Source organism: Streptomyces sp. RFCAC02 (genome assembly GCF_004193175.1).
In the GTDB taxonomy this organism is placed as follows: domain Bacteria; phylum Actinomycetota; class Actinomycetes; order Streptomycetales; family Streptomycetaceae; genus Streptomyces.
This window is the reverse complement of record NZ_SAUH01000001.1, coordinates 4,360,124-4,375,824: the sequence shown is the minus strand read 5'-3', so window position 1 is coordinate 4,375,824 and position 15,701 is coordinate 4,360,124. Positions and strand designations below refer to the sequence as shown.

18 protein-coding genes are annotated in these 15,701 nt (G+C 73.8%); 12 read left to right on the top strand and 6 right to left on the bottom strand.

Features of this window, described 5'->3' with window-relative positions:
* Positions 1–153 precede the first annotated feature (153 nt).
* From EMA09_RS20350 to EMA09_RS20340, 3 genes are all read left to right on the top strand, one after another.
* On the top strand, positions 154–339 hold the full coding sequence (locus EMA09_RS20350; protein ID WP_129842428.1) for a DUF6104 family protein: 186 nt from the start codon (positions 154–156) through the stop codon (positions 337–339).
* Positions 340–459: 120 nt separating this feature from the next.
* The gene (locus EMA09_RS20345; RefSeq protein WP_129842427.1) at positions 460–1,314 is read left to right on the top strand and encodes a hypothetical protein; all 855 of its coding nucleotides are present in this window, start codon (positions 460–462) and stop codon (positions 1,312–1,314) included.
* 1 nt (position 1,315) lies between these two features.
* Positions 1,316–2,155, top strand: a complete 840-nt coding sequence (locus tag EMA09_RS20340; RefSeq protein ID WP_129842426.1) for a PadR family transcriptional regulator — start codon at positions 1,316–1,318, stop codon at positions 2,153–2,155.
* 7 nt (positions 2,156–2,162) lie between these two features.
* Here the strand turns inward: EMA09_RS20340 and EMA09_RS20335 are convergent, their stop codons facing one another.
* Positions 2,163–3,125, bottom strand: a complete 963-nt coding sequence (locus tag EMA09_RS20335; protein ID WP_129844157.1) for a zinc-binding dehydrogenase — start codon at positions 3,123–3,125, stop codon at positions 2,163–2,165.
* Between the two features lie 352 nt (positions 3,126–3,477).
* Here EMA09_RS20335 and EMA09_RS20330 point away from each other — a divergent pair, with 352 nt between their 5' ends.
* On the top strand, positions 3,478–4,674 hold the full coding sequence (locus tag EMA09_RS20330; RefSeq protein ID WP_240796482.1) for an NADP-dependent malic enzyme: 1,197 nt from the start codon (positions 3,478–3,480) through the stop codon (positions 4,672–4,674).
* A gap of 43 nt (positions 4,675–4,717) precedes the next feature.
* Here EMA09_RS20330 and EMA09_RS20325 read toward each other — a convergent pair whose 3' ends face one another.
* A complete protein-coding gene (locus EMA09_RS20325; RefSeq protein ID WP_129842425.1) occupies positions 4,718–5,476 on the bottom strand; it encodes a class I SAM-dependent methyltransferase in 759 nt (252 codons plus the stop codon).
* A 114-nt stretch (positions 5,477–5,590) separates the two neighbouring features.
* Here EMA09_RS20325 and EMA09_RS20320 point away from each other — a divergent pair, with 114 nt between their 5' ends.
* Complete coding sequence (locus EMA09_RS20320; RefSeq protein WP_129842424.1) at positions 5,591–6,211, top strand: CGNR zinc finger domain-containing protein; 621 nt, start codon at positions 5,591–5,593, stop codon at positions 6,209–6,211.
* On the opposite strand, the gene sodX is transcribed toward EMA09_RS20320, so the two are convergent.
* Positions 6,124–6,507, bottom strand: coding sequence for a nickel-type superoxide dismutase maturation protease (sodX, locus tag EMA09_RS20315; RefSeq protein WP_240796481.1), 384 nt, complete (start codon positions 6,505–6,507; stop codon positions 6,124–6,126). The genes EMA09_RS20320 and sodX overlap by 88 nt on opposite strands.
* A 153-nt stretch (positions 6,508–6,660) precedes the next feature.
* On the opposite strand from sodX, the gene sodN reads away from it, so the two are divergent.
* The 3 genes from sodN (at position 6,661) to EMA09_RS20295 (ending at position 9,036) form a co-directional block, all read left to right on the top strand.
* Positions 6,661–7,056: a superoxide dismutase, Ni gene (gene sodN, locus EMA09_RS20310; RefSeq protein ID WP_129842422.1), complete on the top strand. Its 396-nt coding sequence runs from the start codon at positions 6,661–6,663 to the stop codon at positions 7,054–7,056.
* On the top strand, positions 7,053–7,364 hold the full coding sequence (locus tag EMA09_RS20305; RefSeq protein ID WP_240796480.1) for a hypothetical protein: 312 nt from the start codon (positions 7,053–7,055) through the stop codon (positions 7,362–7,364). The genes sodN and EMA09_RS20305 overlap by 4 nt, the downstream gene beginning before the upstream one ends.
* Positions 7,365–8,751: 1,387 nt before the next feature.
* A complete protein-coding gene (locus tag EMA09_RS20295) occupies positions 8,752–9,036 on the top strand; it encodes a hypothetical protein (RefSeq protein ID WP_129842421.1) in 285 nt (94 codons plus the stop codon).
* 49 nt (positions 9,037–9,085) lie between these two features.
* On the opposite strand, the gene EMA09_RS20290 is transcribed toward EMA09_RS20295, so the two are convergent.
* Together EMA09_RS20290 and EMA09_RS20285 are read right to left on the bottom strand one after the other, a co-directional pair.
* The gene (locus EMA09_RS20290; RefSeq protein WP_129842420.1) at positions 9,086–9,493 is read right to left on the bottom strand and encodes a four-helix bundle copper-binding protein; all 408 of its coding nucleotides are present in this window, start codon (positions 9,491–9,493) and stop codon (positions 9,086–9,088) included.
* 52 nt (positions 9,494–9,545) lie between these two features.
* Positions 9,546–11,813 carry an AAA family ATPase gene (locus tag EMA09_RS20285; protein WP_129842419.1) on the bottom strand — a complete coding sequence of 756 codons (2,268 nt, stop codon included), beginning with the start codon at positions 11,811–11,813 and terminating at the stop codon, positions 9,546–9,548.
* A 187-nt stretch (positions 11,814–12,000) separates the two neighbouring features.
* On the opposite strand from EMA09_RS20285, the gene EMA09_RS20280 reads away from it, so the two are divergent.
* The 3 genes from EMA09_RS20280 to EMA09_RS20270 all read left to right on the top strand — a co-directional run bounded on the left by EMA09_RS20280 (position 12,001) and on the right by EMA09_RS20270 (position 14,134).
* Positions 12,001–12,444 carry an NUDIX domain-containing protein gene (locus tag EMA09_RS20280; RefSeq protein ID WP_129844154.1) on the top strand — a complete coding sequence of 148 codons (444 nt, stop codon included), beginning with the start codon at positions 12,001–12,003 and terminating at the stop codon, positions 12,442–12,444.
* A gap of 308 nt (positions 12,445–12,752) precedes the next feature.
* Complete coding sequence (locus EMA09_RS20275; protein ID WP_129842418.1) at positions 12,753–13,166, top strand: anti-sigma regulatory factor; 414 nt, start codon at positions 12,753–12,755, stop codon at positions 13,164–13,166.
* Positions 13,163–14,134 carry an RNA polymerase sigma factor SigF gene (locus EMA09_RS20270; RefSeq protein ID WP_240796479.1) on the top strand — a complete coding sequence of 324 codons (972 nt, stop codon included), beginning with the start codon at positions 13,163–13,165 and terminating at the stop codon, positions 14,132–14,134. Before EMA09_RS20275 ends, EMA09_RS20270 begins: the two co-directional genes overlap by 4 nt.
* A gap of 49 nt (positions 14,135–14,183) precedes the next feature.
* Here the strand turns inward: EMA09_RS20270 and EMA09_RS20265 are convergent, their stop codons facing one another.
* A complete protein-coding gene (locus EMA09_RS20265; RefSeq protein WP_129842417.1) occupies positions 14,184–14,639 on the bottom strand; it encodes a hypothetical protein in 456 nt (151 codons plus the stop codon).
* 62 nt (positions 14,640–14,701) lie between these two features.
* Between EMA09_RS20265 and EMA09_RS20260 the strand changes: the two genes are divergently transcribed.
* A complete protein-coding gene (locus tag EMA09_RS20260) occupies positions 14,702–15,670 on the top strand; it encodes a diacylglycerol kinase family protein (RefSeq protein ID WP_129842416.1) in 969 nt (322 codons plus the stop codon).
* The last annotated feature ends 31 nt before the right edge of the window (positions 15,671–15,701 follow it).

Below are 15,701 nucleotides of genomic sequence, written 5' to 3'. Positions count from 1 at the left end.
GGGGGTGCCGGACGGGCGCGGGCGGGCGGTCGTGCCACTCATCGGACCCCCCTCGTCGCTGGTGTGCTGTGCAGGTTATCCGTCGCTACCGACAGTTGCCTATCCTGGCTTTTTCTTCCCTGTCCTGTCTCGCATTCCCCACCGGAGCATCCCGTGTACTTCACCGATCGCGGCATCGAGGAGCTGGCGTCGCGGCGCGGCGACGAGGAGGTCAGCCTCGGCTGGCTGGCCGACCAGCTGCGCGTCTTCGTGGACCTGAACCCGGACTTCGAGATCCCCGTCGAACGGCTCGCCACCTGGCTGGCCCGGCTCGACGACGAGGACGACGAGGACGCCTGACGCGGTTCCGGGGGTTGACGGCCGCGACACACGATATATCGTGTTCTCGACAGTCGCGATAGTGCGGCGCGGGCACGGCCGGCCGGCCATGTCCCGCCGCGCGGCCCGGAGGGAAAGCCCATGGCGCCGAGTTCCGAGTGGTCCGTGACCGGGCCGCAGTCGTTCGACTTCGACGGGAAGCCCGTCGCCGAGCTGCACATCGGCCTGGTCGGCGGCGCGGTCAATGTCGTCGGCACCGACACCGACACCACCCGGGTCGAGATCGCCGAGGTGACGGGGCCGCCGCTGCGGGTGCGGCGGCGCGGCGGCCGTCTTTCCGTCTCCTACGGCGACCTGTCGTGGAAGAGCTTCCTCGACAAGCGGGAGTACCGGGGCACCCGCTCGGCGGTCGTCTCGGTCTCCGTGCCGGCCGCCTGCCGGCTCACGGTCGGCGTCGTCGACGCCACCGCGGTCGTCAGCGGCCTCGCCGGCGACACGGAGGTCCGCGCGGTCACCGGTGACACCACGCTCGTCGGCCCGGCGGGCACGGTCCGCGTCCGCACGGTCTCGGGCGACGCCGACGTGCAGGGCTTCGGCGGCGAGCTGCGCTTCTCCTCGGCCGCCGGCGACCTGACCGTCCTGGACGGCGCCGGCACCGCCCTGGAGGCGGAGACCGTCAGCGGCGGCATGGTGGTCGACCTCGCGCCCCGCCCCGCGCCCTCCCGCGTACGGCTGAAGTCCGTCACCGGCGAGGTGGCGGTGCGCCTGCCCGAGGGGTACGGCGCCGAGGTGTCCGCCGAGTCGCTGCTCGGCGCCCTCTCCTCCGACGTCCCCGGGCTCGCCCCGTCCGGCTGGGGCCCCAAGCGGCTGCGCGGCACCATCGGCCGGGGCGGCGGCAGTCTGCGGTGCGTCACCGTCTCGGGCGCGGTGGCCCTGCTGCGCCGCCCGGACACCCACGAGGCCGCCTCCGCCCTCTCCTTCCGTAAGGACGCCTGACATGCCCCCCGTCTTCGGTCACGGCCGGCTGCGCCTGTACCTGCTCAAGCTGCTCTCCGAGTCCCCCCGCCACGGCTACGAGGTGATCCGCCTGCTGGAGGAGCGCTTCAACGGGCTGTACGCGCCCTCCGCCGGCACCGTCTACCCGCGCCTGGCCAAGCTGGAGGCCGAGGGCCTGATCCGGCACACCACGGAGGGCGGGCGCAAGGTGTACTCGCTCACCCCCGAGGGCCGCGCCGAACTGGCCGCCCGCGAGGCGGAGCTGGCGCAGCTCGAAGGAGAGATCCGCGACTCCCTGGCCGCGCTCGCCGCCGGCATCCGGGAGGACATCGGCGGGTCCGCGCGCGACCTGCGGGAGGAGATCCGGCGGGCGACGGCGGCCGCGCGGAAGGGCACGGCGGCCGGCCCCCGGGAGCGCGGCCGGGACGGCGCGGACGACCCGCACACCGCCGGTGCCGCCGCCGGTGCCGCGTTCGAGGAGGCCGCCCGCCGGATGCAGGAGCGGTTCACGTCCCGCGCCGCGTCCGGCGACTGGCAGCGCGCGCTCCGCGAGGGCCTCGACGGCATCGGCCAGGGCATCGGCGGCTGGGGCCGCACCGGCCGGCCGGCCACCCCCTGGACCACCGGCTGGTCGCACCCCGCCGACGAGCCCGGGGGCGACGACGAGCCCGTCGCCGATCCCGAACGGGAACTCGCCCGGCTCCTCGACCGCTTCCGCGACGACGTGCGGGACGCCGCCCGCGACCACGGCATGACCCAGGAGCTGCTGCGGGAGGCGCGCCGTCAGCTCTCCGCGTCCGCCGCCCACCTGATCGCGCTCCTCACCCTGCCGAGGGACTGACGCCCGCTCAGACCGTGAGCACCGCCTTGCCGAACAGGTCGCCGCTCTCCAGCCGCGCGAAGGCGTCGCGCGCCCGGTCCAGCGGCAGCACGGTGTCGATCGGCGGGCGGACACCGGCCGTGACGCAGAAGTCGAGGAGGGACGCCAGCTCGTCCCGCCCGCCCATCGTCACGCCGGTGACCGTGAGTTCGAGGAAGAAGATGCGGTTCAGCTCGGCGGAGCGGGGCGCCTGCCCGCTGGTGGCCCCGCACAGCACCAGCGTCCCGCCCGGCCGCAGGGACGCCACCGAGTGCGACCAGGTGGCCTCCCCGACCGATTCCAGGACCGCGTCGACGCGGTGGGGCAGCCGCTCCCCCGCCGGGAACGCCGCCTCGGCACCCAGGGCGATGGCGCGTTCGCGTTTCGCCGCGTCCCGGCTCGTCACGTACATCCGCAGCCCCGCCGCCCGGCCCAGCAGCACCGCCGCCGTGGCCACACCGCCGCCCGCGCCCTGCACGAGCACCCGGTCGCCCGGCCGTACCCGTGCGGCGGTGAACAGCATCCGGTACGCCGTCAGCCACGCCGTGGGGAGGCAGGCCGCCTCCTCGAAGGACAGCCCGGGCGGCTTCGGCAGGACGTTCCACGCGGGGACGGCCACCCGTTCCGCGAAGGTCCCCTGGTACTTCTCGCTGAGCAGCGACCGCCGTTCGCGCGGCCCGACCCCGTGCCCGGTGGCGCCGATGACGCCGTGGACGACGACCTCGTTCCCGTCCGCGTCGACCCCGGCGGCGTCGCAGCCGAGGATCATCGGCAGGGCCTCCTCGGCCAGGCCGACGCCGCGCAGCGACCACAGATCGTGATGGTTCAGGGAGGCGGCCCGAACGTCCACGACCGTCCAGCCCGGCGGCGCCTGCGGCGCGGGGCGGTCCCCGAGTTCGAGGCCGTTCAGCGGCCGGTCGCGGTCGATACGTGCGGCGTAGGCGGCGAACATCCCCTCACGGTAGTCAGGGACGCCGTGCCGGCGCCACAGCGCGGGGCGCGGCGCGCGCGCTGAGACATCGGTCACGTCGACGGTCCTTCAGCGGATCGGCAGGAGGACTTCAGCGACCCGCTGGACGCTGGTCGGGAGCGGTCCGGCGGCCCCGGGTCCGATCCCCGAATGCGGTCGTCCCCCGGGCGCCCGATCGGGTAGAACGATCCGTTACGCCCCTCACCCGGGGACCCGGGCGCTTGTGCGACGCGTCCGGCGTCCGCTCCTCATCCCAGCGGACGTGGTGCCCGCCCGCTTCCCGACCGGGAAGCGGCCACCCTCAGTCAGTCACGTTCATAAGGGGTCACCAGCAGTGACATCGGAGATCATCACCCCCCGGACCGAGCTGCCGGACACGGCGCTCGACCCGGTGTTCGAACTCCATCGGGGCGGCAAGATGGCCGTCCGGGCGACCGTCCCGGTCCGCGACGCCGCGGACCTCTCCCTCGCCTACACGCCCGGCGTGGCCCGGGTCTGCTCGGCCATCGCCGAACAGCCGGACCTCGTCCACACCTACACCTGGAAGTCCCGCACCGTCGCGGTCGTCACGGACGGCAGCGCCGTCCTCGGCCTCGGCGACATCGGCCCGGAGGCGTCCCTGCCGGTGATGGAGGGGAAGGCCATCCTCTTCAAGCAGTTCGGTGACGTCGACGCGGTGCCGGTGGCGCTCGACTGCCGCGACACGGACGAGATCGTGGAGACGGTCGCCCGTCTCGCGCCGTCCTTCGGCGGCATCAACCTGGAGGACATCTCCGCGCCGCGCTGCTTCGAGATCGAGCGCAGGCTCCAGGAGCGGCTTGACATCCCCGTCTTCCACGACGACCAGCACGGCACCGCCGTCGTGACGCTCGCCGCCCTGCGCAACGCGGCCCGCCTGACGGGCCGTTCCCTGGGCAGCCTGCGCGTCGTGATCTCGGGGGCGGGCGCGGCGGGGGTGGCGATCGCGCGCATCCTCCTCGGCGCGGGCGTCACCGACATCGCGGTGTGCGACCGCCGGGGCGTCGTGTCGGCGGACCGCGCGGACCTGACCGACGCGAAGCGCGAACTCGCCGCCCTCACCGCGCAGGCGGGCGGCCGGTCGGGGTCACTGGCCTCGGTGCTGGCCGGCGCTGACGTGTTCATCGGGGTCAGCGGCGGCACGGTCCCCGAGGAGGTCGTCGCGACGATGGCGCCGGGCGCGTTCGTCTTCGCCATGGCCAACCCGGATCCCGAGGTGCACCCGGAGGTGGCCGCCAGGTACGCGGCCGTCGTCGCCACCGGGCGCAGCGACTTCCCGAACCAGATCAACAACGTCCTGGCGTTCCCCGGCATCTTCGCGGGCGCGCTGCGGGTGGGCGCGACGCGGATCACCGAGAGCATGAAGCTCGCGGCCGCCGAGGCGCTCGCCGCGGTCGTCGAGGACGAGCTTTCACCTGAACGGGTGATTCCGTCGCCGTTCGATCCGCGGGTGGCCCCGGCGGTGGCCGACGCCGTGGCGAAGGCCGCGCTCGACGCGGGCGTCACGCGCTGACGCGGCGCGGGCGCGGTCCGCACGGCGGTCCGCGCCCGCCGCGTCATACCAGCGCCAGGACGGCCGCGTCCGTGAGGGACGCCCAGGCGATCCGCGCCTCGGCGAACCCGGCGGCCCGCAGCGCGTCGAGGTGCCAGGCCGGCGGGTGCGGCGGGCCGTCGTGGTCGCTGCCCCGCGAGGGGCGTCCGAAGAGCGCGAACCGTTCCTCGGCCACGCCGGCCAGTTCCGGCGCTGCGGCGACCCGCTCCCACCACTCCGCCCAGTCGAGCGCCCCCGCCTCCCTGGCACGCTCCCGCCGGGCCGCCGCGAAGGCGTCGTGCGCGGCCGTGATGCGCGGCGCGGTGTCGTCCGGCATGTGGTCGGCGTTGACGAAGACCCCGCCGGGCCGCAGCAGGGCCGCCAGGCGGCCGTACAGCGCGGTGAGCGGTCCGTCGTCCAGCCAGTGGAGGGCGGTGGCGGTGAGCACGGCGTCGTAGCGGTCGTGGGGCAGGGCGTCCGCCCAGTCGGGGCGGGTGAGGTCGGCCCTGACGAATGTGACGCGGTCGTCCCCGGCGAACGTGCCGCGCGCGATGGCCAGCAGCGCCGGGTCCAGGTCGACGCCGGTGCTGCGCGCCCCGGGCAGGCGCCGCAGCAGGCGCCGCGTGATGCTGCCGGTGCCGCACGCCAGGTCGAGGACGTGCGGCCGGTCCCCGGCGAACGCCTCGACGGCGTCGAGCAGCACGCGGAACCGCTCCTCCCGGTCCGGCATGTACCACTCCTGCTGCCGGTCCCAACTGTCCTGCCACGCCTGCCAGTCCGCCATGCCCGCCTCCTGGATGGATCGGTTCGGAAAACCCGCGATGTAAGCACTGAGGTCTATGCTCACCTATTACATCCGACGTGGAGTACCCTAGGGCGCACCCCGTAAGGAACACAAGTGGAACTGACCTATTACTCGGACTACGCGGTGCGCCTCGTCAACACCGAGGAACCCGGGCGCGGCACCGACGCCCTCACGTCCGTCGAGGCCGTACGCGCCCTCTTCGGCCCGGCGCAGCACGCGGCCCGCCGCGCCGGCGACGCGGACGTGACCCGCCTCCGGGGCGTCCGCGCACGGCTGCGCGCCGTCTTCACGGCGGCGGCGGAGGGCGACGAGACCCGCGCCGTGGACCTGCTGAACGCCCTGCTGCTCGAATACCCGGCCAGTCCGCAGATCTCCGGCCACGACCACCTGGACGACAGCGGCCGCCCGCGCTGGCACCTGCACCTCGCCGAACACCCGTCGAGCGCGACCGCAGGCTACGCGGCGATCGCGTGCATGGGGCTCGCGTTCCAGCTCACCGACCTGGGCGTGGACCGCCTCGGCCTGTGCGAGGCCCCGCCCTGCCGCAACGCGTATGTCGACACATCGACGAATCGTTCCAAACGGTACTGCTCGGACCGCTGCGCGACCCGTGCGAACGTGGCCGCCTACCGCGCCCGCAAACGGCGCGAGCGCGCCACCAGCGGCCGCACGGCCGACGGCAGCCAGGCCAGCACGGAGACCGGCGACCGCTGATGCCGCAGCGGCGGCCGCAGCCGCAGCACGGCCCGCGCCACGACGAGCCCGTCCGGCACCACGCCGAACTCGCGGCTGTCGTTGGTCACCATGGGGTTGTCGCCGACCACCCACCAGCCGCCGGGGCGCCGCTCCGCCGCCCGCTTCACGATGAGCAGGTCGTGCTGGAACGGATGCCGTACGACGACCACGTGCCCCGGCCGCACGCGCGCCCCGTACCCGAGGAGCAGCTGGTCCCCCGGCCGCAGCGTGGGGAGCATCGAGGGGTTGTAGACCTCCGCCAGCCCGAGCCTCATCGCGCACCCTTCCGTCCCGTCCGCCGCCGGTCCGGTCCGGCGATTGGACTTTTGACCTAAGCCCCGGCGCATGAACCGGGTCGGCCGGGAAAACCGGCCCTGCACGGAGTAGTGTCGCCCGTGAGAAGACGATCACGAGGAAGGACAGCTTTCATGCTTTCCCGCCTGTTCGCCCCCAGGGTGAAGGTCAGCGCCCACTGCGACCTCCCGTGCGGCGTGTACGACCCCGCCCAGGCCCGTATCGAGGCGGAGTCCGTCAAGGCCGTCCAGGAGAAGTACCAGGCCAACGACGACCCGCACTACCGGGCCCGTGCCACCGTCATCAAGGAGCAGCGGGCCGAGCTCGCCAAGCACCACGTGTCGGTCCTGTGGAGCGACTACTTCAAGCCCCCGCACTTCGAGAAGTACCCCGAGCTGCACCAGCTCGTGAACGACACGCTGAAGGCACTCAGCGCCGCCAAGGCCTCCACCGACCCGGCCACGGGCCAGAAGGCCCTGGACTACATCGCCCAGATCGACAAGATCTTCTGGGAGACCAAGAAGGCGTGACACAGCCCCGCGGTCACGGCGACCGCGCGGCCCCCGACCCGTGCCCGGCCCGACGGCCGGGCACGGGTCTTTTCACGGGTCTGTGGCCGTCCCGCTCCGCACCGGAGGAGCACCGGCAGCGCTGGATGGAGCTGATGACGCGGGCCGTCGAGGACGTGCTGCCCGACGACGACCTGCTCCGGCGCCGCGTCGTCGAGTACTTCGACTGGGGCACCCGCATCGCCCGCGACGTGTCGGGAGATCCGGTGGGCACGGATCTCGGCACACCCGGCCCCACACCGCGCTGGGGCTGGGACGGCCTGGTCTGAGCCGGCGTGCGCAGCCCGGGCGGACATGCTCCGGCCCGCGAACATGACGTGCGACGGCGGGAGCACGGCGGCGTCACGCGACGTGACGGTCTGTCGGCCGCCGCCGCGCGTGCCCCGGTGGAGCGGAGGCGCGCGTACGGGCCTCGGCCGGAGACAAAGAACGGGTTTCCCTGCTCCCGGGAGCAGACAATTCACCCACCGGCCGAACAGCGAGCCCAACGGCCTTTCAATTCTCCGATGAGCTGAGCACTCATCCTTACAGGTCACTTACCGTGCCGGGCAGTTCACGGGGCTCCTTGCAGGAGGAACATCGACCGCAAGGCCTCCGGCACAGGCCCGGTGCCTTCCGCGGTGGGTTCGGAAGGGCCGGGCACTGCCTCCAACGCTCCGCTACCTTCAGGAGACAAGGTGGGCACTCCAACAGATACCCGGCTCCTTGTGTTCTTCGGTGATCCCCTCAGTCCAGGCATCCGCACCCGCGTGTTCGTCTACTGGCCCACTGCGCAGCGCGACCAGCGGGTCGAGGTCCGTTCCCCCGTCTGTCCCGGCGCGGAGGACTCGGCCATCCCCCTCCAGTCCGTGGACGACCGTTTCTGGACCGGTGAGTTCACCGTGCGTCCGGACGCCGCCGCGGGCGAGACCACTCTCGATGTGACGGCCCATCGGGAGTCGGACACCGTCACCGAGCATGTCCCCGTGACGGTACGTGACCCCGTCCAGTGCTGCCCCTGCCAGCACGATCCGTGCACCCCGCCCTGCGGGTGCGATCCCTGTGGCCCGCCCTGCGGATGCGTTCCTCCGGACCCCGTGGATCCGCCTGGTCCGCCAGGACCGCCGGGTCCCCCGGGCCTCCGGGCGCCGAAGGGCCGGCCGGCCCCAGGGGTCCCCGCGGCCTGCCCGGACCGGCGGGACCCACGGGTCCGCGCGGCCCCGACGGGCAGGACGGCAGGCAGGGCCCGGAGGGACCCGAGGGGCCGCCGGGTCGGGACGGCAAGGACGGCAAGCACGGGATGGACGGCCGACCGGGGCTCAACGGGCGCGACGGGCCTGCGGGTCCCCGTGGTCCGCAGGGCCCCAAGGGCGACCCCGGCCCCTGCGGCCCCAGGGGGCCGCGCGGTCCCCAGGGCGACCCCGGACTGCCCCCGGGGCGTGACTGCGTACGCGCCGTCGTCCTGGAAGTGTTGCGGGAGTTCGGCTTCTGCTCCCCGGTCTGCTGATCGCACCGCCTCCGACGCGCGGCCGCCGACGCCCGCGTGGTGGCCGCGCGACGGCCGGGGTGAAGGCCCTCCCCGGGGCGGAGGGCGGCGGGTAGGCTGGCCCTGCACGGCTCGGGCGGGTATCTCAGCACTGCGACGCGGGGGCGCAGCCGGGAGCGAGGTGCGGAAGCATGGGCGCGGAGCACGTCGTGGGCCTCGCCGGGCTCATCGTCGTCGTCGCGGGTGTCGTGTACATCGAGGAAGTCCTGCGCAGGGATTTCAAGAAGCAGGGCAAGCGGTACGTTCCGCCGGATCCCCGGTGCGCGCAGTGCGGGCACTCCCTTGGCCTGCACGTGTCGGGGCGCTGCACCCATGTGCGTGACAACTACCACTGGGAGTACGACGGGCACGACCGCGTCAGGAAGTACAACTTCCACAAGGTGCCCTGCGACTGCGGTGCGTCCCGCGCGTCCTGACCCCGTGCGCGGGCGGTCCCCGGACGGGGGCGCCCGCGCGGCCGGAGGATCAGAGTCCGGCGGCCAGCAGGTCGTTGCACGCCCGCTCGCAGGCTCGGCACGCCTCGGCGCACAGCCGGCAGTGCTCGTGCATGGCCGCGTGCCGCTCGCACTCCGTCGCGCACGCCGCGCACGCCAGGGCGCACGCCTGCACCTGCGCGCGGGTGAGGTCCGAGCGGCCTCCCGTGTGGCGCGACAGCAGCCGGCTCGTGATGTCGCAGACGTCCGCGCAGTCGAGGTCCAGCCGCACGCAGGTGGCCAGCTCCTCCACGTGCTCCTCGGACAGGCAGGCGTCGGCACAGGCCGTACAGGTCTGTGCGCACTGCTCGCACTCCTGGATGCAGCGTGCGAGTGCCTCGCCGTCGATCGCTTCCGTGTCGGCCGGACCGGCCCTGAGCATGTCCTTCACCGTGGTCATCGGACCATCACCTCCGCGCCCCGGAGTAACCCGATCGGGCGACACCGAAACGTCACGCCCCGCCGCGCAGCGGCCGCAGCCCCGCCAGACCGGCGGGCGCGCCGGTCCCCGTACCGGGGTGCACGACACCGAGCCGCCGCGTGGCGCGTGTCAGGGCGACGTACAGGTCGTTCAGGCCGCGCGGCGACGCGGCGGCGATGCCCTCCGGGTCCACGACGAGCACGGCGTCGTACTCGAGCCCCTTGGCCTGCCGCGCGTCGAGGACGGGGACCCCGGGGGCGTGGGCGGACACGGCCGCCGTGAGGCCGGCGACCCGGGCGGCCGGCGCGACCACCGCGACCGTGCCTCCGGCGACCGCCCGGCTCTCGCGTGCCGCGAGCCGTGCGACGGACGCGTCGAGTCCGTCCGGCGCCACGGCCGCCGACCAGGGCGGCACGCCCTCCGACCGTACGGCGCGCGGTGCCGTGCGGTCCGGGTCGATGCGGCGCAGCACCTGGGCCGACACGTCCGCGATCTCGGCGGGCAGGCGGTAGTTGACGGTAAGTTCGGCGAGCCGCCAGCGGTCGCCGCAGTGCGGGCGCAGGACACGGTCCCACGACGGCGCGCCGGCCGGGTCCCCGGTCTGGGCGATGTCGCCGACGATCGTCATGGACCGGGCGGGGCAGCGGCGCATGAGCATCCGCCAGGCCATAGCCGACAGTTCCTGGGCCTCGTCGACGACCACGTGGCCGTACGTCCAGCGGCGGTCGGCGGCCGCGCGCTCCGCGGGCGTGCGGTGGTCGGTGGCGGCCTGCCGGTCGGCGAGGCGTTCGGCGTCCAGCAGGTCGTAGGCGGAGAGGAATTCGGGGGCGGCGCCGTCGTCGAAGTCGGTGCGGCGGGAGCCGCGGGCGATGTCGAGCGCCTCCTGCGCCAGGGCGACGCGCTCGGCCCGCCGCGCGCCGGCCGCCGCGCGCGTCGCGGTGTCGTCGGAGCCGAGGAGTTCCGCGGCCTCGTCGAGCAGGGGGATGTCGGCCGGGGTCCACGGGCGGTGCGGTCCGCGCAGCAGGAGGCCGCGTTCGGCGGGGTCCAGGTCCGGGGCGGCCGCGGCGAGCAGCCGTGGTGACGCGTACAGCTCGGTGAGCAGCCGGCCCGGAGAGAGCGGCGGCCACAGGGTGTCGATCGCGGCCCGTACGCCGGGGTCGGCGCGCAGGTCGTCGCGGATCACGGCGAGGTCGGCGTCGGTCAGGAGGCTGCTGCCGTCGAGGACGTCGGTCGCGAACCGTGCCGCGTACCGGCGGGCGAGGGCGTCGGTCACCAGGTCGTGGAAGACGGGGCGCGCCTCGTTGTGCGCGAGGCGCGTGTCCCGGGCCTGCGCGCGGGCGGCCAGGCAGGTCTCCCGGTCGAGCGGGATCGGCTCGCCGCCGTCGAACGGCACCGCCATCGGTTCGTCCGCTCCGGGTACGCGCTGGCGCTCGGCGACGGCGGCGGCGATCACGCCGGCCATGGCGAGCCGGCCCTTCACCTCGGCGGCGGCCGGCGGCTCCGTGCCGGTGGCGCGCACACCGGGCAGGAGGCGGTCGACGGTGGTCATCCGCACGCCCGTCTCCCCGAGGGCCGGCAGGACGTCGCCGATGTAGCGGAGGAACGCGGGGCTCGGGCCGATCAGCAGGACGACGCTCTTCGCGAGGCGTTCGCGCCGGGTGTGGAGGAGGTAGGCGGTGCGGTGCAGGGCGACGGCGGTCTTGCCCGTGCCGGGGCCGCCCTGGACGACGAGGACGCCGCGCGGGTCGGCGCGGATGACGGCGTCCTGCTCGGCCTGGATGGTGGGGACGATGTCGTGCATCCGGTCGGTCCTCGCGGCGCGGAGGGCTTCGAGGAGCGCGGCGTCGCCCGCCAGGCCAGCGGCGGTGCCGTCGAGCCGCTCGTCCGAAACGCCGGTGACGCGGCGGTCGCGTGTCGTGATGTGGCGGCGCAGCGCGACGCCCTCGGGGGAGACGGCCGTGGCGGTGTAGAACGGGCGCGCTGCGTCGGCGCGCCAGTCGATCAGCAGGGGTTCGGAGTCGGTGCCCGGGAGACCGATGCGCCCGATGCGGTGCCGCGCTCCGTCGCGGGTGTCGATGCGGCCGAAGCACAGGCCGTTCTCGACGGCGTCGAGGCGTGCGGCGCGATCGGCGAGTTCGGCGGCGGACGCGTCGCGTTCGGCGAGCCCCTGGTGGGTGAGGCCCGTGGCGGCGAGGACGTGGTCGAGCCGTTCACGGGTCTCCGCGCGGAGGGCGTCCAGCCGCCCGTAGAGGACGGTGAGGTGGGCCTGCTCGTCGCCGATGCCATCGTCTTTTGACAAAGTCCCCTCACTAAGGTAGGGTTGAAATCAGCTATGCTTTCACCCCGCTTGGGTGAGTGAAGTGACCACTGTAGCGCGCCGGGCCGCCGCCACCGAAGGGGTCCCGTCGGACCGGTTCCGGCCCCGGGCCTACGCTCGCACCGTGAGCACATCCCCCGCAGTTCCCCTGCCGCCCGCACTCGGCGCCATGACCATGCTGGCCGCCGGCGTCCTCGTGCTCGACCGGGCGGCGGACACCGTCCTCCTCCTCAAGCGCGGCCCCCGGGCGAAGTTCGGGCGCGGCCTGTGGGACCTGCCTGTCGGCAAGAGCGAGCCGGGCGAGCCCGTCACGGCCACCGCCGTCCGCGAACTGCGCGAGGAGACCGGCCTCGTGGCCGACCCGGCCGACCTGCGGCTCGCCCATGTCGTGCACGCCGCCCGGGGCGCCGGGGCACCCAGCGGCTTCCTCACCGTCGTCTTCGCCGTCGAGCGCTGGACCGGCACCGCGCACAACGCGGAGCCCGCGAAGCACAGCCAGGTCCGGTGGTTCCCCCTGGACACCCTTCCCGGCGACCTGGTGTTCGCGACGGACCGCGTGATCGCGCGCTGCGTCGACCAGGCGCCGGACATCACCCTGCACGGCTGGAGTTGACGTGCCGTCCACGCCGCGCGCCCGGCGCAGTACGATTTAGCGATCATGACGGCGCCCGCGCCCCCGCGGTGAAGAATTCGCGGAATCATCGAGAAGGTGAGGTCACCCATATGGCCACACTGTGCACCGAATGCACTACGATGAGTAATACCGCCATGGTGGCCAGGACCGTCCCCGAAGGCGGCGTCCGCGCAACCCACCGGCAGGCGACAGCATGCCGTGGATCGCGGTAGCGTCGCAGGGCGCGTCAGGGCATCGCGGCGGTGCCCGTGAGCGCTCGAACAGTGTGAGTCTCTGTGGAGGTGAGGGTGTCCCCAATCCCAGGTGAGACCGGAGCGCAGGACTTCGTGGAAGTCCGGCTTCCGGCGGCGGGTGCCTATCTGTCGGTGCTGCGGACGGCGACGGCAGGTCTCGCCGCCCGGCTCGACTTCACCCTCGACGAGATCGAGGACCTGCGCATCGCCGTCGACGAGGCGTGCGCGATCCTCCTGCAGCAGGCGAAGCCGGGAAGTGTTCTCGACTGCGTGTTCACGCTCGTCGGGGACGCGCTGCGGGTCACGGTCTCGGCTCCCACCACGGAAGGGCACGCTCCCGAACGGGACACGTTCGCCTGGACGGTCCTGACCGCGCTGGCGGGTGAGGTCGAATCGACCGTGGAAGAGGACAGGACGGTCAGCATCAGCCTGCACAAGAAGCGCGGCGCTGCCCCCGGAACGCCGTGACCGGCGCGCAGGGGCCGCCACGGGACGAGGGGGCCGAGGTGAACGAGGTGGAACAGGCGGCGCGGATCATTCCGGGCCAGCCCGAGCCCGCACCATCCGCACACGCAGAGCAGCACGCCCACGCGGAGCAGCACGTCCGCGACGAACCGCACGTGCGCGCCGGGCACCCGGTCGCGCCGGCCGAGCCCGTACCGCGCCGTCCGGTGCCCGACCCGCACGACCGGGCCGCCGCGCGCGACCTGTTCGTCGAACTGCGGGGACTGCCCGAGGGGTCCCCCGAGCGCGCCGAACTCCGCAACACCCTCGTCCGCATGCACCTGCCGCTGGTCGAGCACCTGGCCCGGCGGTTCCGCAACCGCGGCGAACCCCTGGACGACCTCACCCAGGTCGCCACGATCGGGCTGATCAAATCGGTGGACCGGTTCGACCCGGAGCGCGGTGTCGAGTTCTCCACCTACGCCACGCCCACGGTCGTCGGTGAGATCAAGCGGCACTTCCGCGACAAGGGCTGGGCCGTCCGCGTGCCCCGCCGGCTCCAGGAACTGCGCCTGTCCCTCAGCCAGGCCACGGCCGAGCTGTCCCAGCAGCACGGCCGCGCGCCGACCGTCCACGAGCTGGCCGGACGCCTCAACATCTCCGAGGAGGACGTCCTGGAGGGGCTCGAGTCGGCCAACGCGTACAGCACGCTGTCGCTCGACGTGCCGGACACGGACGACGAGTCCCCCGCCGTCGCCGACACCCTCGGCGCGGAGGACGACGCGCTGGAGGGCGTCGAGTACCGGGAGTCCTTGAAACCGCTCCTGGAGGAACTGCCGCCCCGCGAGAAGAAGATCCTGCTGCTGCGCTTCTTCGGCAACATGACGCAGTCCCAGATCGCGCAGGAGGTCGGCATCTCGCAGATGCACGTCTCCCGGCTCCTCGCCAGGACGCTCGCGCAGCTCCGCGACAAACTGCTCGTCGAGGAGTGACCCGGCGGGCGCCCGCGGGCCGGGCCGGGGCGCCCGTGTCCCGGCCCGCTCAGGCCGCGCGCACGCCGATGCCGAGGGCCTCGGTGGCCGTCGGGTTGAGCAGGCAGCCCAGCACGGCGACCGCGCTGACCGCCAGGGCGACGGCGACCAGCGGCCAGGCGCCGCCACTGCCGAGCAGCGTCCACGCCACGGGCAGCGCGAGCAGTTGCACGATGACCGCGGGCCCCCGGCTCCAGCGGCGCAGCCGCCACAGTCCGTGACCGGCGGCGAGCGGCAGGGCCGCGAGCGCGAGGAGCGTCACGCCCCCGGCGACGGCCTGGCCGGTGTCGTCCGTGTCGCCGGTGAGGGTGAGGATCAGCATCACCACCGAGAGGACGGCGATCACCGCGCCCTGCGCGGCGCACAGCAGGGCGGCCGCGCCCACCGTGCGCGGCCGGCCGGCGGCGGCCGGCGCGGCGGGATTCTCGGGGCTCCGGGAGGTCTCCCGCTCGGTCTTGTCACTCACCCCGCCAGGGTATAGCGGACCGAGGACACGGCTCCCCGGGCGCCCTGGGTACGCTGCATGCCATGCGCGCACTTCTCGTGGTCAACCCGGTCGCCACCACCACCAGTGCGCGGACCCGCGACGTCCTCCTCCACGCCCTGGCGAGCGAGGTGAAGCTCGACGTCGCGCACACGGCGTTCCGCGGCCACGCCAGGGACCTCGCGCGGCAGGCGGCCGAGACGGGGTCGGCGGACGTCGTGATCGCGCTCGGCGGCGACGGCACCGTCAACGAGGTCGTCAACGGGCTGCTGCACCACGGCCCCGACGCGGACCGCCTCCCCCGGCTCGCCGTGGTGCCGGGCGGGTCGACCAATGTGTTCGCCCGCGCCCTCGGGCTGCCGAACGACGCGGTCGAGGCGACGGGCGCCCTCCTGGACGCGCTGCGCGCCGGCAGCGAGCGGGCCGTGGGCCTCGGCCGTGCCGACGGCACCCCCGGCACGGTGGACGAGGGCGTGCCGGGCCGCTGGTTCACCTTCTGCGCCGGCCTGGGGTTCGACGCCGGCGTCATCGGGCGGGTCGAGTCGCAGCGGGAGCGGGGGAAACGTTCCACGCACGCCCTGTACGTACGCCAGGTCCTGCGTCAGTTCCTCGGCGACCGGACGCGCACCCGCGGCACGATCTCGCTGGAGCGCGAGGAGCGGGAGGCCGTGACCGGTCTCGCGCTCGCGGTCGTGTGCAACACCGCGCCGTGGACGTATCTCGGCAACCGCCCGATCTATGCGGCACCCGCCGCTTCGTTCGACACGGGGCTCGATGTGCTGGGGCTGACGCGCATGTCGTCGACCGCGGTGTCCCGGTACGCGGCACAGCTCCTGATGTCGTCGCCGGATAAAGGACCGCACGGTCGACATGTCGTCTCCCTGCACGACGCGACGCACTTCACCTTGCAATCGCAGGTGCCGCTGCCGTTTCAGCTTGATGGTGACCACCTCGGACTGCGGACCAGCGTCTCGTTCACAGGCGTACGGCAAGCACTGCGTGTGATTGTGTGAGTGGAAGGGCGGAAACTCCTTCTACTCGAAC